The organism is Ruegeria sp. HKCCA6837 (assembly GCF_013034475.1).
GTDB lineage: Bacteria > Pseudomonadota > Alphaproteobacteria > Rhodobacterales > Rhodobacteraceae > Ruegeria.
Genome location: NZ_WQGD01000009.1, coordinates 66,540 through 88,766 on the forward strand (window position 1 = coordinate 66,540; position 22,227 = coordinate 88,766).

At 55.3% G+C, this 22,227-nt stretch carries 16 protein-coding genes and 3 pseudogenes; 5 read left to right on the forward strand and 14 right to left on the reverse strand.

The features are described 5' to 3' along the window. Window positions 1–209: 209 nt before the first annotated feature. Window positions 210–476, reverse strand: a pseudogene (locus GOV91_RS22730) (integrase); the annotation flags it as partial. A gap of 87 nt (window positions 477–563) precedes the next feature. On the opposite strand from GOV91_RS22730, the pseudogene GOV91_RS13695 reads away from it, so the two are divergent. Further along, window positions 564–1,915: pseudogene (locus GOV91_RS13695) on the forward strand (IS3 family transposase). 219 nt (window positions 1,916–2,134) lie between these two features. Continuing rightward, window positions 2,135–2,287 (forward strand): hypothetical protein, encoded by a 153-nt coding sequence (locus GOV91_RS22575; protein WP_217352036.1) that lies wholly within the window; start codon window positions 2,135–2,137, stop codon window positions 2,285–2,287. Window positions 2,288–2,369: 82 nt separating this feature from the next. On the opposite strand, the pseudogene GOV91_RS13705 reads toward GOV91_RS22575, so the two are convergent. From GOV91_RS13705 to GOV91_RS13715, 3 genes and pseudogenes are all read right to left on the reverse strand, one after another. Then, window positions 2,370–2,573 (reverse strand): annotated as a pseudogene (locus tag GOV91_RS13705) (cytochrome ubiquinol oxidase subunit I); the annotation flags it as partial. A gap of 347 nt (window positions 2,574–2,920) precedes the next feature. Next, window positions 2,921–6,013, reverse strand: a complete 3,093-nt coding sequence (locus GOV91_RS13710) for an efflux RND transporter permease subunit (protein ID WP_171235921.1) — start codon at window positions 6,011–6,013, stop codon at window positions 2,921–2,923. After that, window positions 6,013–7,110, reverse strand: coding sequence for an efflux RND transporter periplasmic adaptor subunit (locus tag GOV91_RS13715; RefSeq protein WP_171181793.1), 1,098 nt, complete (start codon window positions 7,108–7,110; stop codon window positions 6,013–6,015). Before GOV91_RS13715 ends, GOV91_RS13710 begins: the two co-directional genes overlap by 1 nt. A 476-nt stretch (window positions 7,111–7,586) precedes the next feature. Between GOV91_RS13715 and GOV91_RS13720 the strand changes: the two genes are divergently transcribed. After that, the gene (locus GOV91_RS13720) at window positions 7,587–7,811 is read left to right on the forward strand and encodes a hypothetical protein (protein WP_171235922.1); all 225 of its coding nucleotides are present in this window, start codon (window positions 7,587–7,589) and stop codon (window positions 7,809–7,811) included. A gap of 52 nt (window positions 7,812–7,863) precedes the next feature. Here GOV91_RS13720 and GOV91_RS13725 read toward each other — a convergent pair whose 3' ends face one another. From GOV91_RS13725 to GOV91_RS13765, 9 genes are read right to left on the reverse strand one after another with little or no spacing between them, the layout of a single operon-like run. Next, a complete protein-coding gene (locus tag GOV91_RS13725; protein ID WP_171235923.1) occupies window positions 7,864–8,685 on the reverse strand; it encodes a 3-keto-5-aminohexanoate cleavage protein in 822 nt (273 codons plus the stop codon). Between the two features lies 1 nt (window position 8,686). Continuing rightward, window positions 8,687–9,571, reverse strand: a complete 885-nt coding sequence (locus GOV91_RS13730; protein WP_171182531.1) for an intradiol ring-cleavage dioxygenase — start codon at window positions 9,569–9,571, stop codon at window positions 8,687–8,689. Between the two features lie 39 nt (window positions 9,572–9,610). After that, window positions 9,611–11,368 carry an FAD-dependent monooxygenase gene (locus GOV91_RS13735; protein WP_171235924.1) on the reverse strand — a complete coding sequence of 586 codons (1,758 nt, stop codon included), beginning with the start codon at window positions 11,366–11,368 and terminating at the stop codon, window positions 9,611–9,613. Window position 11,369: 1 nt separating this feature from the next. Next, the gene (locus GOV91_RS13740) at window positions 11,370–12,467 is read right to left on the reverse strand and encodes a branched-chain amino acid ABC transporter permease (protein ID WP_171235925.1); all 1,098 of its coding nucleotides are present in this window, start codon (window positions 12,465–12,467) and stop codon (window positions 11,370–11,372) included. Continuing rightward, window positions 12,467–13,330: a branched-chain amino acid ABC transporter permease gene (locus GOV91_RS13745; RefSeq protein WP_171182525.1), complete on the reverse strand. Its 864-nt coding sequence runs from the start codon at window positions 13,328–13,330 to the stop codon at window positions 12,467–12,469. The genes GOV91_RS13740 and GOV91_RS13745 overlap by 1 nt, the downstream gene beginning before the upstream one ends. Then, window positions 13,327–14,037: an ABC transporter ATP-binding protein gene (locus tag GOV91_RS13750; protein WP_171235926.1), complete on the reverse strand. Its 711-nt coding sequence runs from the start codon at window positions 14,035–14,037 to the stop codon at window positions 13,327–13,329. The genes GOV91_RS13745 and GOV91_RS13750 overlap by 4 nt, the downstream gene beginning before the upstream one ends. Then, complete coding sequence (locus GOV91_RS13755) at window positions 14,037–14,756, reverse strand: ABC transporter ATP-binding protein (protein ID WP_171235927.1); 720 nt, start codon at window positions 14,754–14,756, stop codon at window positions 14,037–14,039. Before GOV91_RS13755 ends, GOV91_RS13750 begins: the two co-directional genes overlap by 1 nt. 49 nt (window positions 14,757–14,805) lie before the next feature. Further along, a complete protein-coding gene (locus tag GOV91_RS13760) occupies window positions 14,806–16,080 on the reverse strand; it encodes an ABC transporter substrate-binding protein (protein WP_171235928.1) in 1,275 nt (424 codons plus the stop codon). 25 nt (window positions 16,081–16,105) lie between these two features. Next, complete coding sequence (locus GOV91_RS13765) at window positions 16,106–17,167, reverse strand: maleylacetate reductase (protein ID WP_171235929.1); 1,062 nt, start codon at window positions 17,165–17,167, stop codon at window positions 16,106–16,108. Window positions 17,168–17,272: 105 nt separating this feature from the next. On the opposite strand from GOV91_RS13765, the gene GOV91_RS13770 reads away from it, so the two are divergent. Together GOV91_RS13770 and GOV91_RS13775 are read left to right on the forward strand one after the other, a co-directional pair. Beyond that, complete coding sequence (locus tag GOV91_RS13770; protein ID WP_171235930.1) at window positions 17,273–18,205, forward strand: LysR family transcriptional regulator; 933 nt, start codon at window positions 17,273–17,275, stop codon at window positions 18,203–18,205. 380 nt (window positions 18,206–18,585) lie between these two features. After that, a complete protein-coding gene (locus GOV91_RS13775) occupies window positions 18,586–20,502 on the forward strand; it encodes an adenylate/guanylate cyclase domain-containing protein (protein WP_171235931.1) in 1,917 nt (638 codons plus the stop codon). Window positions 20,503–20,562: 60 nt separating this feature from the next. On the opposite strand, the gene GOV91_RS13780 is transcribed toward GOV91_RS13775, so the two are convergent. After that, window positions 20,563–22,200, reverse strand: a complete 1,638-nt coding sequence (locus GOV91_RS13780; RefSeq protein WP_171235932.1) for a winged helix-turn-helix domain-containing protein — start codon at window positions 22,198–22,200, stop codon at window positions 20,563–20,565. Window positions 22,201–22,227 lie beyond the last annotated feature (27 nt).

Consider the following 22,227-nt stretch of genomic DNA (forward strand, 5'->3'; position numbering starts at 1 on the left):
ATCTACTGAATACCTTTTGCGAGGCTATACGACCACCAGTAACTGAACCACTCAATCCGACCGTCGTCAGCAATACCTGCCTTTACTGAGTTCTCTGGTGTCCAATCTTGCGCTCGTAGCGATTGTCGGCAACACGGGCGGCGAACACAGCAACGCGTAGGGACGGGGAATATCTCTTTTGGGCCGCCCCTCTCAGACGGCCCCACGTCCTAGATTTCAATGGTTTCGGCGATAGCCAGGGCATTCTCAATTTCCACACCAAGGTATCGGGCGGTGCTGTCCATCTTGGTGTAGCCAAGAAGGAGCCGAACAGTTCAACGGTTTCCGGTCTTCGTGAAAATCTGAGTGACTTTGTTTCTCCTCATTGGATGGGCGCCGTAGGCGCTCGCCTCGAGACTGAACGATGTCACCCAGTCGCGGACGATCCTTGCATGTTGGCGCGTCGAGATGTGCAGGCGATCATGAAATCGCCCTGGCCTGTCTGACGTCAGCGCCAATGGGACATTTTGGGGTGATTTTATAAGAGAGGGTTTCTGGCACATCGTAACCACCAAGGAGTGGAGTTGAGACAGAAACCCGGAACACGCCAAAGCCACGGCGAGAAGGTTGTTAAGGACATCCGCCGTGCCACACGCAAACAGTATTCTGCCGAAGAGAAGATCAGGATCGTACTGGACGGCCTGAAGGGCGAGGACAGTATTGTCGAGCTGTGCCGTCGCGAGGGCATCGCTCAGAGCCTGTATCATAGCTGGTCGAAGGAGTTCCTCGAAGCCGGGAAGAAACGCCTGGCCGGGGACACAGCCCGTGAGGCAACGTCTAATGAGGTCAAAGGTCTTCGCCGTGAGGCACGGGACCTGAAAGAGGTTGTGGCCGAACAGGCCCTGGAACTACGCCTTCTCAAAAAAAGCATGCTCGGGGATGGGGGCGACGACGAATGAGGTATCCCTCATTCGAGAAACTGGAGATCATTCGCCCCGTCGAAGGGTCGCGCCTTCCGACGAAACGCACGTTGGACAAGCTGGGCATCCCCAGGACCACCTTCTATCGCTGGTATGGCCAGTATCTGTCGGGTGGGCCCGAAGCACTTGAGGATCGCAGTCCCAAACCGTCCCGGGTCTGGAACCGCATTCCCGAGCCGGTTCGAGAGAAGATCAAGGACCTGGCCCTGAATTAAAGCGATTTGTCGCCGCGCGAGTTGGCTGCGCGCTTCACCGACACGGAAAAGTACTTTGTGTCAGAGGCTTCAGCCTATCGCATCCTGAAATCCTACGACCTGATCTCCAGTCCGGCCTTTGTGGTGGTGTCTGCGGCTGACGAGTTCCGGGATAAGACCAATCGGCCAAACCAGCTTTGGCAGACAGATTTTACTTATCTCAAGGTTATCGGCTGGGGCTGGTTCTATCTCAGCACTATCCTCGACGACTACAGCCGCTACATCATCGCCTGGAAGCTCTGCACCACGATGAAGGCGGGCGACGTGACCGACACGCTGGATCTGGCGTTGCAGGCCTGGGGCTGTGATCAGGCAACGGTTCGGCATAAGCCGCGCCTGCTCTCGGATAATGGGTCGAGTTACATCTCGGGTGAACTGGCCGAATGGCTGGTGGATCGGCAGATGGATCATGTCCGGGGTGCGCCCTATCACCCGCAGACCCAGGGCAAGATCGAGCGCTGGCACCAGACCCTGAAGAACCGCATCCTGCTGGAGAACTATTACCTGCACGGTGATCTCAGGTAAAAGATCGATGCCTTTGTCGATCATTACAATCACCGGCGCTATCACGAGAGCTTGCAAAACCTCACCCCGGCCGATGTCTACTTCGGGCGCGGCCAGGCCGTCTTTAAACAACGAGAAAGGATCAAACGGAAGACTATCGAAACGCGATGCTTGCTTCACCCCAAATCCGCCGCATAATCAAGCCAACCAGATGAGCCAGATCCTCTCTTAGCTCAGGACGCCATCTGTCCCAAAACCCCTGACGACGGACAAAGAGCAAGGGAAAGAGGTTGCAAGACTTGGTCGCAAATACGCGAAACAAGGCGTTGTAGCTATCGACCTTGCAGGCGATGATGCCAATTTTTCGATTGATACGCATATTCCAGCCTTCAAACTTGTCAGATAAGCCGGTCTGAATTGCATTGCCAATGCGGGCGAGACAGCGTCGTAGAGACAATTGAAAAGCTGAACCCGCAGAGGATCGGTCATGGTGTTCGATCCATCGAAGACCCCAATCTGGTTGAACGATTGGCCAAAACTTGGACGCATCTTGAAGTCTGTCCGACCTGAAACGTTCAAACTGGCACTTTTTCAGCCATTACCCGGCACAGTCTGGCACCGTTGAGGGTGGTAGCGGTTGATCTGGGCCTCAATACGGGCCCTCCATCGCCATCACTTTCTGCGGCTGATGCTCCAGTGTGTTTAAACCATGAAGATCGCCAGCAACGATCTGCAGAGGGGTGACCAGAACGGCCATCCACTTTGCCATCGAGAACATGCGGGTGACCTCGGCCGCGCGATTACCACTTAGCAGGTGCCATGCCGCAACCCCGGCCACCATGAAAGAAGTGGTGAGCTAAAACAGGCAATCCATCTATTCGATCGAAAAGCAAAAGCTTGGAGCAAAGAGCCATGTGCTCGGTTCAACTGGTGCTTCCCGCAACCAGCCTCACTTGGGAGTTTCGCCGAAGTAACCTCCAAAAAATGCAATCATTACCACCAACACACTCAACAACACCACAATCACCCAAAGCGCTCCGCTACCTCTGGCGAAGTATCCCAACGAGATTAGACCAACCACGAAGATGCCAACTAAGAAGTACAGTACCGTATTGTCCAATTTACTCCCCCCAGAAATTAATACCTAAACTCAAAAGCCGCCTGCTTTGCAAAGGCGATCTAAAGACCGTTTGAAAGGCGATATCAAACGGCTTTCGGTGAATGTCGAATGCCACTCAGCGTGGCGAACAAAACCGGGACCAATATCATTGTGAGCATCGTGCCCACCGTTAGCCCGCCCATGATCGTAACGGCAAGACCCACCCAGAACACGTCCGGCAGCAGCGGTATCACACCCAGAACTGTCGTGGCCGCGGCCAGTACCACGGGGCGAAGCCGTGAGGCCCCTGCATTCAAAACCGCGTCATAGCCCGGCTGACCTTCGGCCAAGTTATCGTTGATCTGGTCGATCAGAACGATTGCGTTTTTGATCATCATGCCCGCCAGGCTCATGCCCCCCAGCAGTGCTACGAACCCAAAAGGTGTATTCGTGAGCAGCAAGCTCGGAACAATGCCTATCAGCACAAACGGCACGGTCAGGAAAATGACCAGCGGTCTGCGGTATGAGTTGAATAGTCCGACGACGATAAGCGCCATGATCGAAAACGCAGGTATCATCCCCGGAATCAAGGACGCTTGCGCAGACACCGTGTCTTCGTATTCTCCGCCCCATTCCATGCTATAGCCCGGCGGCAAGTCAGCCTCCAAAGCGTCAAAATCAGCGAGAACTGCAGCGCGATAGCTGGGCAGAGTGACACTGTCGATCGGATTGGCCTGAACGGTCAAAACACGGCGCCGGTCGCGGCGATTGATCGTGGGGTCCTCGGGTTGGATATTCACACCGCGAACAACCTGCGCCAGTGGAACAGGCTCGACAGAAAACGGTGACTGCAGTTGCAGCAGTTCAAAGTTATCCACGGCAGCCACGTCGTCCGCGCCAGGTCGAACAATGATGGGCAACAACTCGTCACCTTCGCGGTAGAGGCCGACCGAGCGTCCGTCGAATGCACGCTTTGTCGTATTTCCAAGATCTTCGTATGTGATGCCGGTCCATCGTGCCCGATCCTGGTCATAGTCGGGGACTGTTTTCAGGACACGGTTGCGCCAATCGGTGCGTGCTACCTTTGTCCATGGGTGCTGATCCAGTATCGCGACGGCTCTGTCGCCAATTTCGCGTAAAGTCTCAGGATCGGCATCCGCTGGGCCGATGATGCGGTTTTCGAACGCCCAAGTATTGCTGGGCCCCACACCGAATTGACGTGTGAAGGAGGTCGCCTCGGGCATATTGGCTGCAATCCAAAGCGAGATCTCTTTGGTCATCTCTGGAATGTCGCGATAATCCTCGACGTTCACGATGACTTGCGCGTAGGACGGGTTTGTTCCTTCAGGGTCGACCGGCAAGTAGAAACGCGGCGGGCCAGCGCCGATAAAGCTTGCGATACCGGTCACGCGATCATCCATTTCCACCTGCGCTTCGATCCGCGTGATGGCTTCGGAAACCGCTTCGATCCGGGTTCCTTCAGGGGCGTAATAGTCGATCATGTACTTGGTCATCGAAGAGGTCGGGAAGAACAACTGTGTAACGGTCCCAAACCCGATCCCGGCAATAACCAGCGCAGCGACGGCCACTCCGATCGTCAGATAGCGAACCCGGATCGCAGCGGCCAGAAAGCGGCGGTAAACGGCGTATAGACCGGTGTCAAAGGTCTCTTTGGCTCCACCCTTTGGGTCCGGCAGCATGGCAACACACTGTAAAGGCGTGACTGTCATCGATAACAACCAACTGACCAACAACGCAATTCCGACCACCGAAAACAGCGTCCGGCAGTATTCTCCTGCGCTCTCAACTGACGCAAAGATCGGGTAGAACGCCATAACTGCAACGAATGTTGCCCCAAGCAGAGACATAGCGGGGCGCGTGGCAGCGTCGATAGCGGCTTTCGCCCGGTCCATTCCCTGTGACATTCGAACCATGGCTCCATCTGCAACCACGATCGAGTTATCGACCATCATACCAAGCGCAATGATCAACGCGCCCAAGGACATGCGCTGAAGATCTATTCCTAGCATCGCGAGCGGGATAAAGGTGGCAAGTATCGTCAGGATCAATCCGCTACCTATTATGATGCCCATGCGAACACCCATCGCCAGGGTCAAAACGACCAGAACAATCGCGACAGCTTGTCCAAGGCTGACTAAGAAGCTGCTGACTGCCAGATTCACGTCGTCAGATTGCCAATGAACCCGTTCTACCTCGATGCCTACCGGCAGGCCTGCGATCAGTTCCGTTACTCTGGCGTCTACGGCCTCACCAACGCTGACAACGTTGACACCAGACTGGAAGGATATCGCCAAACCAATAGACGGAAGGCCGTTATAACGCATCATGGTCGTCGGTGGATCAGCATAGCCTTCCTGGACCTCAACGATTTCACCAAGCCTTAGTAACTCTGGTCCACGGCGCTGGCCGCTTTGAGCTTGGTCCAGACCGCTTGGCCGAACAACCAAATCAGCGATGTCTTTCGGGCTGGTGAATGTGCCGCTTGGCGCAATGCGCATGCGATAGTCGCCGATATTTACGCGGCCTGCATCCACAATCGCGTTTTGGGTTTGCAAGGTATTGAGGATGGTCTGAGCCGAAACACCCAATGCTGCCAAGGCTTCTTCCCGTGTCTCCAAATAGATGACCCTATCGCGATCCCCCCAAAGATCGACTCGGCCGACGCCGTCGATCAACGAAAGCTCTCGTTTGAAGTCTTCGGCAAAATCGTCAAGCTCGCGGGCGGAGAAGCCATCAGACGTCATCGCCAGAAGTAGACCGAAAACATCACCGAAATCATCATTGATCGCAGGACGACCAGCGCCTGGTGGAAGGTCTGTTTCAACGTCTCTGACTTTGCGACGCAACGTGTCCCAGATCTGCGGTAGTTGATCCGACCAATAGTTCGGGCGGATCTCGACTATGATTGTCGACACACCCGCTCTGCTTTCGCTCGAGATGTAGTCAATCTCTTTGATCTCTTGGAGTTTTAGTTCGATCCGTTCGGTAACCTCCTGCTCAACTTCGGCCGGGCTGGCACCGGGATAGAGGGTGGTCACAACAGCAGTCTTGATTGTGAATTCGGGGTCTTCCAACTGCCCAAGGCTAAAGAATGCTGAAATGCCGCCCAACGTGAGCATGACGACAGTGAACCAAACAAATTTGGCGTTGCGGATCGAAAAAGCCGCCAAACCCATTAGTCCGTGTCCTCAGAAAGCAGCGAAACTTTCTGACCTTCTCGCAGAGAGTTTGCCCCGGCAGTGACAACCACGTCACCAAATTCCAGCCCCTCGCTAACGGCCACCCCTTGCGACCGTGGAGTGCCAAGCGAAACCTTCCTTGCCGTTACAGTTTCTGAGCCGGTATCAAATACCCAGACATGCGGATCGGTTTCCCCTTCAGGCACGAAAACCGCGCTGGCAGGAACCATGATCGCATCGAATGGTTCGTGCCCTTCCTTTGGTTTTCCGCGAACGCGCCCTGCCATACCCGGAAGAACAAGTGCGTCTTCGGGCTGCTCCATTATCAATGTGACAGGAAATGTTCGTGTCGTCGCCGAAGCCTCTGATCCAATCTCACTAATTTCTGCGGGTAGAACAACGTCCCCCAAAGCGTCAAAAGTGACGGTTATGTCTTCAATGTGCGGGATAAGGGCAATGTATCGTTCGGGGATATCGATCACCACTTCGATGTGCTCGGCATCCAGAATGCGCAGCACTGGAGTTTGTGCTGCGACTTCTTCAAAATCTTCAATGTATTTGGCGACAACACGACCATCGAACGGTGCGGCCAAGCTCGTATAGGTTAAATCCAAAGTCGCTCTGTCCAGTGCGCCTTGAACAGAATTGATTGCTGCCTGAGCCGACGTTTCGCCTGCAACAAACCGGTCGAGTGTCGCCTGAGCGGCAACATCTTTTTCAACCAACGATCGCTGCCGATCTGTTTGCAATTTGGCGTTTTCGAACGTCGCCTGCGCGCTCTCAAGCTCAGCAGTAAGCCGATCGACTTCAGCCTGGTAGGGGGCCGGATCCAAGGCCGCGACAACAGCACCTTTCGTCACAAGGTCACCAACCTGAACGTCGACGCCAACAACATTGCCCGGCACGCGAAAGGCCAATGATACTTCGCGTGCAGCTCTGGCCGTTCCCACAAAGTAACGATCATGCAAACTCGAAAGGTCAGAAATCTCAGTTGCTCTGACAGGTCGGATTGTTGTTTCGGTCGCTTCTTCTTCCTTCTCCCAGCAGCCGGTAAGCAACACGAAAGCAAAAAGCCAAACAGATAGTTTCCTCATATCCCCCTCCCGTACGACCCGCATTTCTCTCTTCGTCTCTGTGAAGGTGGCTCAACTTGCGGATTTTGCGTCTAAAGCTGTTGAAATTGTACGCGCTTATTTAACAAAGTCAAAAATCCGAATTTATTTACTGCGAAGAAGAGAATTCTGAGAAAACCTATTCAGGCGACCAAAATTTTAGGCTGACAACTTCGCAACACGACGTCGTCTTGATGCTGCCGTTTGTCTTATCGATCGTGCAGAAGGCTGTTTTTTTGAAATTGGAGAAGCTGCGCCGGAAGACAAATACCCAGAGATTACTGTGTGCCAGAACACAGCCAAGAGCGGCTTGTGGAAAATCCAGCCCCATTACGATGCAGTCTGAGACATTCTGCGTCGGTGTCATACTTTCGCCAGATGTGCATTTTCAGTTGCTGGGGCAAATGATGATCCTTGGACCTGGTGGCAAAACAAGCGTTCGCACAGGTGAATAGGGTATGCGTCTTATCGCAACCTTACGCGCATCGCTGAGGGAGGTGCGTTGTGGCTGGTGGAACTTCGTTTCATTGTCCAGAGACATGATTGAGCAAGTCAAAAAGGCATGGAAGGCGGCGGATTGGTTCAAAGGTCAATTCCAGCTACCGCCGGGTGATGTTGCCGACCATATCCCGATCACGCAAGAACTTGAGCGAACACCGCCGCAAAGTAAATTCGAGCCTTAGACCTGTCGTTTTGGCCCGGGGTAGTCATTTCTTGATAGTCCGTAATCCCGATTTACAGCCCCAGAATGTCTCGTGCCTGATCAACTGTGGCAACCGGACGATTGTACTGGGCGCAGATTTCAGCAGTCCGCATCACGAGCGCTGCGTTTGATGGTGCCAGCGTATTGCGATCCAGGCGCACGTTATCTTCTAACCCTGTTCGCGCATGACCACCTGAGGAAATCGCCCAGTGGTTCAGAACCTCTTGTTGCGCACCGATGCCGGCCGCACACCAAGGTGCCCCCGGAAACAGCCGGTTGACAGTTTTCACGTAGAAATCAAAGACGTCCCGATCAGCAGGCATTGCGTTTTTGACACCCATGACGAACTGCACATAGGGCGTGTTTTTTATCTGCCCTTTCGTGTGCATCTCAGCCGCTTTCAGAATATGGCTGAGATCGAAGGCTTCGATCTCAGGCTTGATGTCATACGTCACCATCTCAGCCGCCAACCAGTCGACCAGATCGGGCGGGTTTTCGTAGACGCGTGTGGGGAAGTTGTTCGATCCTACCGACAAAGAGGCCATGTCCGGTCGCAACGGCAACATGCCACCACGCGTCTTGCCCGCTCCGGACCGTCCTCCGGTTGAAAACTGAATGATCATACCGGGGCAGTGTTTCTCCAGCCCCTCTTTCAACCTTGCGAACTTTTCCGGGTCGCTTGAAGGCGTTTCATCATCATTACGCACATGTGCGTGACAGATAGCTGCACCCGCCTCAAAAGCGGCCTGTGTGCTTTCGATTTGCTCTTCGACTGTTATGGGCACTGCCGGGTTGTTGGCTTTGGTCGGCAAGGACCCGGTTATTGCAACACAGATGATGCAAGGTTCGGACATTTCAGGCCTCTTTCGGTGCGAGGACAAAGTCGAATTCGACATCCCAATAGGGCCCCTCAAAGCCAACTCCCGCAGAACGTGTCGGGTCATCGACGCGGCGGAATTCGGCGATCAGGCTTTCTTTGACACCAAAAACGGAATCCGAATGGAGGTATTTGTCCTCGGGGTCAAAAATGTGGGTTGTCAGTTCGTCATACCCTTCCTTTGACACAATGTAGTGCAAATGGGCCGGGCGAAACGGATGGCGACCCAACCGGTTCAACAAATCTCCGACGGGGCCATCGTCAGGAATAGAATAATGTTTGGGCCTGACAGCGCGGAACCAGTATTTTCCGTCCGGTCCCGTTCTAAAAACACCGCGCAGGTTAAAGTCGGGTTGGATGCCTTTTTGCTGAACGTCATAGAACCCTTCGTCGTTTGCCTGCCAGACGTCGATTTTGACGCCTTCCAACGGTTTGCCGTCAACGTCTGTCACACGCCCGCGCACCACCATATCTTCGCCCTTTTGATCAAGGCATATGTTATGCCCCATTGCATATTCAGGGGCATCGCCAACGTGAAATGGGCCCAACACAGTGTTCTCGGAGGCTCCGGTTGGGCGACGAGAATTCACGGCATCCACCAGCATCGACACGCCCAGAACGTCGGACAACAGAATATACTCCTGCCGCCAGTCATCGCACATGTGCCCGACCTTGGTCAGGAACATGATCGCCTCGAACCATTCCTGCTGCGTTGGTTCAATTTCCTTCACGGCTTCATGGAGCTTTCGCGTGATGACCTCCATCACCTGCTTCAGCCGTTCGCTTTCTGCGTTTTTGTTCCGTGCGGTGACGACCTCGGCCGAGTTTTCTTCGGTAAAGTATCCCATCTCATGCGAGTCCATTTTGGCCTCCTGACTTGTGTAAGTTTGCTCCAGATTGGCTCATCGCGAAAGTACTGTTGTCAGCGCGCGACGCAGTTCGGCTTCGGCATCCGCAACCATATCGGCTGAGCGCCACGCCACATGTTGATCAGGACGGACCAACAAACAGCCTGTATCCGAAATCTCGGACGCGCGCGCCCAATCCCCGGTGTGGTCAACATAGGTCTGGCGCGGGCCGATAACGTGACAGCGAATGGGCATGCCCAGCTCTTTCGCGATCATCTCGGCTGCTTTTACCCATGCCTCGCCACCAATCCCGGTCAGCACAGTGAATTCTCCACGACCGCACAGATCCAGCGTTGAATGCTTGTTCCCGGTGTCATGATCGAACACCCAGACATGCGGAATGCGCGCACCGGGCCATGTCGTCGGCTGGTAGTGCAGCTCGGCATCCTGATCAAAACCGGGATTGGGTTGACCATCCGTTTCAATCGCACAGGAGTCGTAGCGTTGGTTCATTTCCACGCCATGTGCATCGAACTCATACTTCTTGAAGGCAATCGCCTCGCGGATGGCTTGTCTTTGTGCTGCGGCTTCAGGCGTTGATCCTGAGCGTGCCTCAAGGTTGCTTTGCATGACCTCTGGGTCGACGCCTTCGGCCATTCCGAGCGATTCAAAGATCGGTCCGAATTCACCGATGGATTGATTGGCCCGTGTGACGATCTGCTTTGCCACTGGCGCACGTTCTTCGCTGTAGCTGTCCAGCAGGTTTTCTCCGGCATGACCTTTCAGGACAGCCGCCAGTTTCCAGGCGAGGTTGAAGCTATCCTGAATCGACGTGTTCGACCCAAGCCCGTTTGACGGCGGATGGCGGTGCGCCGCGTCGCCCATGATGAAGACGCGATCTTTCTGCATATGGGTCGCGTACATGTTGTTGACGGTCCAGGTGTTGGCGCTGATCAGTTCGATCTCAAGCTCGGGGTCGCCAACAAGCTGGCGCGCTACCTGCGTTGCCATGGCCTCGTCAACTTCGGGCGCTGGTTGGTTGATGTCATAGCCCCAAACAATGAGCCATTCGTTCCATGGGCGGACCATGCGGACCAGACCCATGCCGATGCCACCGACATTCGCGCCGGGTTGCATCACCCAATAGAGGACCGATGGCCGATGCGCGACGTATTTGCTGAGATCTGCCCGGAACAGGATGTTCATGGACCCGCCGACGCCCATCTGACCTTCGAAAGGCAGACCGGTATGTTCGGCGACCAGAGAATTGCCCCCATCCGCGCCCACCAGATATTTCGACCGGATCGTGATTTCTTCGCCCGACAAGCGATCCAAACACGTCGTCGTTACACCATCTGCGTCTTGCTCATGTCGCAAGTATTCGGTGCTCATCCGCGCTTGCGTGCCTCGCCGGCAGGCCGTGCCAAATAAGATCGGCTCCATGAATGTTTGCGGAAGGTCGTTCATCATCGTCGGGCTGGACAGCAGGTGCTCGGCCTTGGACAGTGGATGATTGCCCCAGCTTTTCATCCGTCCGATTTCCTCGCCCGCGAGGCTTTCGCAGAACACGTTTTCGCCCATCAAGTCCTGGTGCGCGGCATGCATATAGGCTTCGGCCTCGACCTCGTGACCAAGGTCGCGCAGCACCTCCATCGTGCGCTGATTGGTGATATGCGCGCGCGGCGTATTGGCCAGCCAGCGATAGCGGTTGATGACCATATTCTCGACGCCATAGCTCGACAGCAAAGCCGCCGTTGCAGACCCCGCAGGTCCGGTCCCGATAATCAGAACATCCGTTGTGATGGTGGCCATGTTACGCCTCCCTCTGTTTGTCAGATTGAATTGAGTTGAGGCCGTCCTTTGGGTTCGTCAGCACAAGGCGACGGCGCACAGGGAAAATCTGCAGCCCAGTCTTTTCTGAGATCAGCCCCCACAGACCGCGTGGTGCGAAAAGCATGACGGCGATCCCGATTAGACCAAGCACCATGAGATACCACGAGCCGTAGTCGGCCAGCAGGCTCTGCAAGATGAAGAAGATCAGCACGCCCAGGATCGGGCCTTCAATGGTGCCAATTCCGCCGATCACGACGATGAAGATCACATAGGCAGTCCAGTCGGTGACCGAGAACGCTGCATCCGGAGAGATGCGCAATTTCTGTACGTAAATCAGAGCACCGGTCAGCCCGGTTCCTGCGGCTGAGACCAAGTAGACCAGCCATTTCATCCGCACCGCATCGACGCCAACGGATTTCGCGGCTTCAACATTGTCACGTACTGCAGCAAGCGCCAGCCCGCGCTTTGTTCTGAGCAGCCAGTAGATGCCCGCAATCGTTGCGATCACCAGCGCCAAGACCAGCCAATAGGTCAGGATGTCCCGCGCTGCTGCACCGCGAACGTCAAACGTGGTCTGTATCCATTCGGTGGCCCACATCTCACGCGTTGCGGTGCGCGGCAAAGAGGTTCCGGTGCCTCCGCCGAGCACTTTCCATTGCGCCACCAATAGACGCATAACCTCGGCGATGACCCAAGTGCCGATGGCGAAATAGGCCCCTTGCAGGCGGAAGGCGAAAAAGGCTGTGGGTATGGCTACAATCAGGGCTGCAACACCGCCCAAAAGGATCGCCGGAACCGGGTCCATCCCCCAAAGGATGACACCACCAAACATGGCATAGGCTCCGATGCCTACGAAGGCTTGCTGCCCGACGGACACCAGCCCGCCATATCCTGCGAGCAGGTTCCAGAATTGCGCCAAAACCAGCATCGTGAAGATAAAGAACAGATCCTGGATCAATCCCCGGCTAGCGAAGGTAGGCAGCAGGATGAACAGGATGATCAGAGCGATACAGACAGCTCCGGCGCTATAAGAGGCGCGGGTCTGGGTCTGGACACGATACGTCGAAATATCAGCCATCAGTCCACCGCCCTTGGAAACAGGCCTCTGGGCTTGATCAGAAGCACGATGAGAAAGGCCAGATGACCGGCCAGGATTTGCCATTCGGGATTGATCGCCGCGCCGACAGTCTGAGCGACACCGATAATGATGCCTCCGACAAGAGTGCCCCATAGGCTGCCGAGGCCACCAATGATCACAGCCTCAAAGGCATAGATCAGGCGCGCTGGGCCGATATTGGGGTCAAAATTCGCCCGCATGCCCAGATAAAGCGCTGCCAAGGTCACCACGAGCATTGCGATGGCTGTAGCGCTGGCGAAAATACGTTCTGGGCGGATACCCATCAAACCCGCCGTCACCGCATCATCCGAGGTCGCGCGAAACGCGCGGCCCAACTCCGTGCGGTAGAAAAGTTGGTTCAGACCGACGATCACAAGGATCGCCGAGGCAAAGGTCAGCAGCGGCAGCACGCCGAGGTTCAGCCCGCCCATCTGAACGGACGCCGTTGCGATTTCACCCGCAGGCAGACGTTGGCTATCCGCCGAGAACCCTTCGAGTAATGCGTTCTGCAAGACGACAGACAAACCGAACGTCACGAGCAAGGGCGGCAGGATATCAGGCCCCAGCACGCGGTTCAGCACATGTCTCTGCAAGGCCCAGCCCACGCCAAACATAATCGGCGCGGCTATGATCGCGGCCAGAAACGGAGAAAGACCAAGCAGTGAGACCAGCAGAAGGATCAGATAGGCGGCAAAGACAATCAGATCGCCATGGGCCAAGTTGACCAATCGCATGATCCCGAACACGAGGCTCAGACCTGCGGCGAACAGCGCGTAGAGCCCGCCCAACAGAACGCCCTGAATGATGGTGTCGATCCAGATCATGCGGCGGCTCCTCCGAAATAGGCGTCGTGTATGGCCTCGCGGCTGAGCGTGTCTGCGGTGCCTTCCAGCGTGACGCGGCCTTCCATCATGCAATAGACGCGGTCGGAGACCTTTATTGCCTGGCCAATATCCTGTTCCACAACGATGAGGCTGGCGCCGGCCTCCTGAATGCGAGGGACGGCATCGTAGATGTCTTTGATGACTACCGGCGCGAGGCCAAGGCTGATCTCGTCACAGAGCAGAACACGGGGATTGCTCATTAGCGCGCGACCGATTGCAACCATCTGCTGTTGCCCGCCAGACAGGGCTGTACCGGGATGGTTCCGGCGCTCTTTCAGGATTGGGAACAGGTCGTAGATTGTTTGCAGGGACCAATGGCCCGATACCTTTCGGCCATAGGTTCCGATCAGTAGGTTTTCCTCGACACTTAGGGAAGGAAACAGCCGACGCCCCTCGGGTACCATGGCCACTCCGCGCGCCATGATCTCGTCCGCACCGAGGTCTCCGATGGGCTGTCCGTCAAAGCGCACTTGGTCTGTCCCGTTGGTCAGAACACCCGAGATCGAGCGCATGAGGGTCGATTTGCCCGCCCCGTTTGCACCGATGATGGCAACTGTTTCGCCTTCATCCAGATGCACATCCACGCCAAACAGGGCTTGGAAATCTCCGTAGTGGGCGGTCAGCGAATGGGTCTGTAGCAGGCTCATCAGACTTCGATCCCTAGATAGATTTCTTTGACTTCCCGGCTGTTCATGATCTCGTCCGGATCGCCCAGACCGATCACCTTCCCGAAATCCAGAACCAGCAGCCGTTCAACGACCGATGTGAGCGCATGCAGGACATGTTCGATCCAGATGATCGTGACGCCACTGCTATGCAGCCCCTTGATCGTGTTGATCAGCGCGGTGCATTCCGCATCGGTCAGCCCTCCGGCGATTTCATCCAGCAGCAACAGCTTTGGGTTTGTTGCCATGGCGCGCGCCAGCTCTAGCCGTTTGCGTTGCAGCAGCCGCAATCCACCAGCTGTGTCATTGGCCACTTCCAGCAATTCCGTTTGCTCAAGAATGCGGGCGCAGTTCTGTTCGACCTCGTGTTCGGACTTGTTCTGTCCATGCGTCGCAGCCACCAGCAGGTTCTCGAATACAGTCAGATGATCAAACGGCTGAGGGATCTGGAACGATCGCCCTATGCCCGACAAGCATCGTTGCATAGGTGGCACCCGAGTAACGTCAGCACCATCGAAATGGATCGATCCCGCATCAGAGGTCAGGTTGCCCGTGATCAGGTTGAACAGAGTCGACTTGCCCGCCCCGTTTGGGCCAATGATCCCAAGGGCTTGGCCTTGCTCGACGTCGAAGCTGACATCGTCGGTGACGGTCAGAGCACCGAAGCTTTTCGAGACGTTTTTAAGCGAAAGAATGGTCATACCGGTGTTCCTGCCCCGGAATAAATCCGGGGCGTTGATTTCATTGCGATCAGGAGATTTCTTCCATCACACCCGCGGTCGGAATTTCGGGCGCGGAAGAGTTGTCGACGATCACAAGGTCATAGCTGCCATTGTCGAGCAGCCTCCATTGCCCCCCGACCAGGGGCGTTTTGGCAACGTTCTGCGCAGCGAAGGGCGGCAGGCCCGCACCATCAAACGCGATCCGGCCAACAATGGAGTCAAGCTGCGTAGCTGCGATGGCTTCGGCCACTGCATCCCCATCACCCGCGTCATCAACCCGGCCCATGACGTTTGCTGCCATTTCGAACAGCGCATGCACAAAGCCGATGGGTTGGGTCCACTGACGGTTGGTGGCGGCCATGTACCCTTGCGCCAGTTCAGCCGAGCTTGCGCCGGTCAGCGATGACGAGAACGGATGGGTGGGGGACCACCAAACTTCAGAGCTCAGGTTGTTGCCTGCGTTGCCCAAAGCTTCGACGGCTTGCGGGAACAAGATGGCCTTGCCAATGCTCGCGGCTTTCGGGGTGAAGCCTTGCTGTTTGGCCTGGCTCCAAAAAGTGGTGAAGTCAGGCGGGATCGGAACGCCGGTTACGATTTCAACATTCGCCTGCCGGAACGCGTTGATCTGGGACGAGAAATCATCGGTAAGGTTCTGGTACCGCCCGGGATCCGTCAATGTGTAACCCAACTCTGAGAGAACAGGCGGGAAACCTACATTTGGGTCGCCCCAAGCGTTGCCATCGCCGTCATTCGGGAACAGCGCACCGACCTGCTTGTTGGTCTCCAACTGGTTCCACATTGCCGTGAAAACCGAGATTACGTCCTCAAGGCCCCAGAAGAAGTGATAAGCGTAATAGAACGGCTCCCAGCTGGCTGGATCACCGGGATTGCCCTGCTGGCCGATGAACCATGGCTGCCAGGGCGCAACGGTGGAAATACACGGCACTTCCTCGGCCTCACAGGTCGAGGCAACCGGGTTGGTCGTTTCGGGTGTCGAAGCGACCAGCATCAGGTCGATCTCATCATCCACGATCAGTTCGCCCGCGACGTCTGCCGCTCGGTTCGGGTTCGACTGGCTGTCTTTGACGACGACTTCGAAATTCGCACCGGCTTCGGATGCGGCGAAATTCTCCAGAATAAACTTGTCTGCCTCGGAGAAGGCGGCCAGAGGACCTGATTGCGGGCTGACATAGCCCAACTTGATCTTGGCGCCCTGAGCGATAGCGGGCGCAGCGAGCGTGCCGGCGGCCAATCCCAGGCCGGTTGCAGCGCTGGATTGCAGCAATTTGCGTCGTGTGATCATGTGTCCCTCCCTTGACACGGTGAAGTCAAACGCTTGGGGCAGTGCCTGCCCATGCGTTTTGAAGAAGCGCCCGCAGCCCATCAGCAGTGACCGGTTGCGGGTTCCAATACGGGTTGTTGAGTGCGATTTCGGTGGCGCGATCCAGATCGGCCTTGGAAAGTCCAAGGTCCTTTAAAGCCATCGGCGCGCCCATGCTTTTGGCAAAATTCCAAAGCGCCTGGCCTGGCTTAGAGCCACCGAGAATATTTGACACGGGTTCCAGCAGCTCTGGCACACCCACCGCGTTGTAGGCGATGGCATGGGGCAAAATGATCGCATGGGTTTCCGCGTGTGGCAGATTGAATGACCCGCCCAGCGTATGGCAAAGCTTGTGATGCAACGCCATTCCGACCAGACCAAGCACCGTACCGCAGGCCCATGCACCACGCTGCGTTTCTTCTCTGGCTTTCAGGTCGTTGGGGTTTCCGACAACGGTTGGCAGTCCCTCTGCAAACGCCTTCAGACCGTCGATAGCCAATTCCGTGGTCTCATCAGTTCGGTCCTTGGCATAAAGCGCCTCGGCGGCATGAGCCATCGCGTTCAAGGCGCTGGTCACGGTCATTGCGGGCGGCAATGAGGCAACAAGTTCCGGATCGTACAGAATGACCCGCGGCAGAACCTTCTGGTCTGTCAGGGTAGTTTTGATGCCATCCTCAGTCTGACCCAGGATCGGAGTAGCCTCGCTGCCGGCATATGTGGTCGGGATGGCGACTTGCGGCAAATCGGTCCGAAGGGCAATCGCCTTGCCTAAGCCAATCGTTGAGCCTCCTCCGATAGACACGATGCTATCCGCATTTACAGACAGGGCGTGTTCAACCGCTTCTTCCGTCACGTCGACCGGGGTGTGCATCGTTGCTCGCGTAAAGACACCCGCAGCACGATCCCCAACAGTTGTCGCAAGCTCCATGGCCATATCGACTTGCTGAGGTGTCGAAAGGATGAGCGCTTTGTTCGATCTCAGCGCTGTTAGTTCCGTGCAGATGTCGTCACGCAAACCTACGCCGAACCGGACTTTCTGGCCATTGATACTGATGGTACTGAGAGCCATTGGGCGAATTCCTGACAAGCGCTGGATTGCAGATCTGAAGGAAACGCTAGCAGGCAAAGACAGCACTCTTGATCGAATTATCGACGCTCAATATAACTTTGGGTTATGAAACTTGATCCAAGACATCTCGAGATTCTTGCCGCTATTGTCGAAGCCGGCGGATTGACCGAAGGCGCTGCTTTACTTGGGAAATCGCAACCCAGTGTCTCCAGAAGCGTCTCTCTGTTGGAGGATAGGGTGGGGGAGCCTCTATTCCTGCCAACCCGAAGGCCATTGCAACCCACTGAGCTGGGTCTTGCTTTGGCCCAGGAAGGTCAAAGAATTCTGAGCGCTGGTCGCCATGCAAGCCGTCTTGTCGACGAACACCGTCAAGGTCTTGCCGGTGCAGTACGGGTTGCTGGCACGCCGATCTTCATGGACGGTGTCATCTCGAACGTTATTGCAGAGTTTCAAGCCGAGTACCCCAATATTCGGATCGACCAATCTTATGGATACCCTACCGAGCTTTTGTCCCAGTTGTCCGCCGAAACTCTGGATTTGGCCATTCTCCCTATGCGCCCGGCAGACGTGTCAGATGAGTACGAGTTTCGTCAAATCCTACCGGGTCGAAACGTCATTACTTGCCGCGTTGGGCACCCATTGGCGCGCAAGAAAGAGGTGAAGCTGGAAGATATCACCGAGTATTCCTGGATTGCGCCACCCGCCAACAGTCCGCTGTTTCGTGATTTGCGAAACACGTTTGATGGTATCGGTATGCGAGACTTCAAAATAAGTTTTACCGGCGGGTCGCTGAGTGCAGTTGTGAACGTTCTAACAGGCTCGGATTCCCTGACTGTTCTGCCGTTTTCAGTGGTCTTCATGATGCAAAGGCAAAAAACTCTGACGGCACTTCCGATAAAAATCGGTGATCCCGATCGTCACTTGGGCTGCGTCACACTAAATGCTCGTAGCACGTCAGCCTCGTCAAACCGTGTGCTCGATTTCATCAAGCAGAAGTTCGAAACGCTTGATCGGTTGATCTGCAGCGCGTCAGGATAGCTCTGAGCGGTCGGCCCTGAAAAAAGCCTGAGAACGAATTCTTCGACGACGTTTTGGCTGCCAATGGAGTCAAAGGTTAATGTCGTTTCACAGTAGATTTTGGGCGATGGATAGTTCTTCCATCAGTGGCATAACCTTGCCATTTTCGCCTTACACCGTTCATCCGGCATCTAAATCGATCTGTTTGATCCTGACTTCCTTTTGGGAAAAAACTGGGCTCATGTGCAGGTCAGACGATAAAGGTGTCTGTTCTGGCTGATTTGCCGCGTGGCGACAGAGGATGGGGGCAAAGCCGTCATTCATCGCGAATGCAGCGAGCCGGCATGGCATGCACTGTCGTGAATTTACGACATCAGTTAGACTGCGATTAGGAGGGTCCTATGCAGCGCCGACTTGCCGCAATCATGGCTGCAGATGTCGTTGGGTATTCGTCGTTGATGGGAGACGATGAAGCGGGGGTATTGTCCGCTCTCAAATTGCTGCGTTCGGAGATTTTTGATCCTACGATCGACAGATATAATGGGCGCATCGTCAAGTTGATGGGAGACGGTGCCCTTGTCGAATTTTCTTCGGTCGTAGATGCCGTAAACTGTGGTGTCGATATTCAGCGTGCTGTGGCCAGGACCGCGCCGACACTTGCCAATGGATCCCGGCTGCAGCTTCGGATCGGTATTAACCTCGGCGATGTCCTGATTGCTGACGGGGATCTTTTTGGTGATGGGGTGAATATTGCTTCGCGTCTTGAAGGTTTGGCCGACCCCGGTGGTGTCGCGGTCTCCGAGAGTGTCGTGGGTCAGGCAATGGGCAAGGTCGAAGCCGCATTTGAAGATCTTGGCCTGCAAAAACTTAAGAACATTGCAGAACCAGTTCGCGTTTTCCGGGTCTTGTACGACGGAGCTTCTACCCCTCGGTGGCAATCAAACAAACGCCTATTGATGGCAATCACATCGGCGCTGATTTGCCTGTGCGCGGTGGGTTTTTTGGCGTGGTGGATCGGAATTGGTCGCGAGCAGTCCAACGTCACGACTTTCGATGACAGGGTAATTTTGGCGGAACCAACTGGCCCGACGGTTGCTGTTTTGCCATTTCAAAACCTTAGCAACACTGATGCTCGCGATTTGTTGGCGATAGGCATTGGCGAAGACATCATCGTTGAACTAGGAAGTTATCAGGACCTCAATGTATTGTCCCGCCAGTCCACCCATACTGTTGATCCGAAAGAAAGTGATCCGCGCAGTATCAGGCAGAAATTCGGAGCGGACTATGTGCTGGAAGGCACGGTCCGGCAGGTTTCAGAACGCCTTCGCGTGACGGCACGGCTGATCGACACAACATCAGGCCTTCAGGTCTGGTCGGATGCGTATGACGAAAGTCTCACAACATCGAATATTCTCGACGTTCAATTACAAATTACTGAAAAAGTTGCCTCTGCAGTCGGGGACGCCGGTGGCGCGATTAAACGCATTCATGCCGGGCACGCGCGCGCGAAATCTCCTGAACACTTGTCGTCTTATGAATGTTCTCTGATGCGTGTCGGGTTTATGAACAGGCGAGACATTCAAGAGCGCGTCCGTGGTTGTATAGAACGTGTCGTCGAGGACGAACCCGATTATTGGCGCGGCTGGGCGCAGTTATCCGAGGCGCTTCTGACGGACGTCAAGTTCTTTACCGGTTTGTATGACGGCACACAGGACGAAAAAATCGCTCGGGCCGAAGATGCCGCCCGCAGGGCCGTTTCGTTGAATCCGTATTCGGCGCGTAGTCATTACCTGTTGGCTCTTGTTTTGCAGATTCAGCGCGATCTTGATGGGTTTTTCTCATCTGCCGAGACCGCACTCGCGTTAGGGACAGACCGTTATCTGCAGGGCCAGATCGGTTACGAGTTTATTTGGTCCGGGCGTCTGGAATTGGGCGCTGCTCTTGTTGATAACGCAATTGCCCTTGACCCAAATGCAGCAGACCCGAACTGGTTCCAGGCGCTTGCCGAGTATCACTTCCTAAATGAGGATTATGAAACAGCATTGGAAACGTACGGCAAAGGTGCGCAGCCTGATCTGTGGTGGTCGGTTTCGATTGAGGTCGCGATATTGGCCGAGCTTGGTCCACATAGCGCTGCATTGGCGGCGAGAGACAGGCTCGACAGAATCCGCCCAAATATTAAAATCGCCGATATCGTTTGGATGTACCGGCGTTTTGCGCGACCGGATGAACTTATCCGTCCATTTGTTGAAGCATATAGGGCTGTGGGATTACCCGAAGGACAGTACGCCCCTTTGGAAGTGGAAAACGGAGGTTAACGCGTCTAGCCGCCGGTTCAGAGCGTTTATTGCATCCGACTGCTCACAAAGAACTAAGCACTATTCAGGCACGCCCGCTCTTTGCAGGCTCGCCAACCAGACTCGGCGGTTTTCAGGATGGTTTTTGGACCCTACGAATTGCCTACGCATCGCTGAAATCGACAGTTTTGGGTTAATCTTCAGCGCAGCGTCGACGGCTTTTTGTGCCTCTTCTGGTTTGTTCATTTCGGCAAGAGTGGCGGCGCTCAGCAGATGATGAAACAGCCGCCACGTATTGCTGGTCGCCACTGCGCCCAACTTACGGGCGGCTTCCAGCGCTTCTTCGTAGCGTTCAAGGTGAAACAGGATGTGCCCTTTATAAAAATACATGTTTTGCAACATTGGATCGCGCGGACTGAGTCTGATCGCCATTTCTATCTCGGGCAGGGCGCGATCCTGCATTCTGAACCAATCATAGGTATGCGCCAGTTCCAGTCTAATGCGTGCGTCATTAGGGTTAAGTGCGACGGCGCGTTCAAGGTTAGCGATGGCAGGATCTGCTTCACCGGTAAAGCGGTAGATATAGCCAAGGGCTGCATGCGCCTGCGCGTCCTGATCATCCAGCTCAATCGCCCGTTTGGCCGCTTCGGTTGCGGCTATCAGCGTATCCTGAGGAGCGTCTGACCACTGAAAGAAGAAAATCGTGCCCAACGCGCGGGCCAACAGACTGTGTGCCGCAGCGAACCCAGGATCAGTGTCGATGGCTTCCTGCGCAAATGCCACCGCGTCCTGTTGCGCCTCGTGCGAAAAGATCGCCTGCCGTGCCCGACCACGCAGATACAGATCCCACGCCCCCATATCCTGGGTTGGTTTTCCCAGCGATCTCGTTTCGCCAGACTCATAGATTTTGGGTAGCAATTGGCCGGCGATGGACTGGCTAATCTCGTCCTGTACGTCAAAGATATCTGTCACCAGGCGATCGAAAACCTCGGCCCAGATGGTTTCGGCACTGTCGACATCGATAAGCTCTCCGCTCACGCGCATCTGACCACCCACGCGGCGAACGCTACCGCGGACCACATACTCAACGCCAAGATCGCGTGCGATTTCGAGCGGGGTTGCTTGATCCTTCGCGTAAGAGAACATGGTTGCACTGGACACGACGAACAGTTCGCGATTGCGCGAAAGATGCGCGCTCAGGTCGTCGGTGAGACCATCGACGAAATACTGCCCTGTTCTTTCGCCCCCAATGTTGTCAAACCGCACGATAGCCAAAGAGGGCTTTCCATTGTCCGGCAATCTCTGTCGGTCGGCAAAAAAGGAGATTGAGAACAGCGCTATGGCCAGACCCAGCAGAGCACCCGCGATGAGAAGGCCGGTTTTCGGCGTGTTGGCATCACGCTCGGGCAGGGCGTCATCCGATTCAACCGGGGCCACAAATTGAAACCCGCGCTTGGGGTAGGTTTTGATATAATCCGAATTTGCCGCGGTGTCTCCCAAAGCCTTGCGTACGGACCGGATGCGCGTGTTCAAGGCAGCGTCTGTGATTGCGGCCCCACCCCAAATCTCGTCAATAATCTCGTGTTTGCTGACGATCCTGTCTCGGTTCCTGACCAGAAACTCAAGCAATTGCAGGGCCTGTGGTTCCAACGGAACAGGTTGGCCAAGGCGGTTCAAACCCTGCGTCGGATCAAGTCGGAACTCCAAGAAACGGTACATACTGCAACCTACACCCCGCTTTATCCT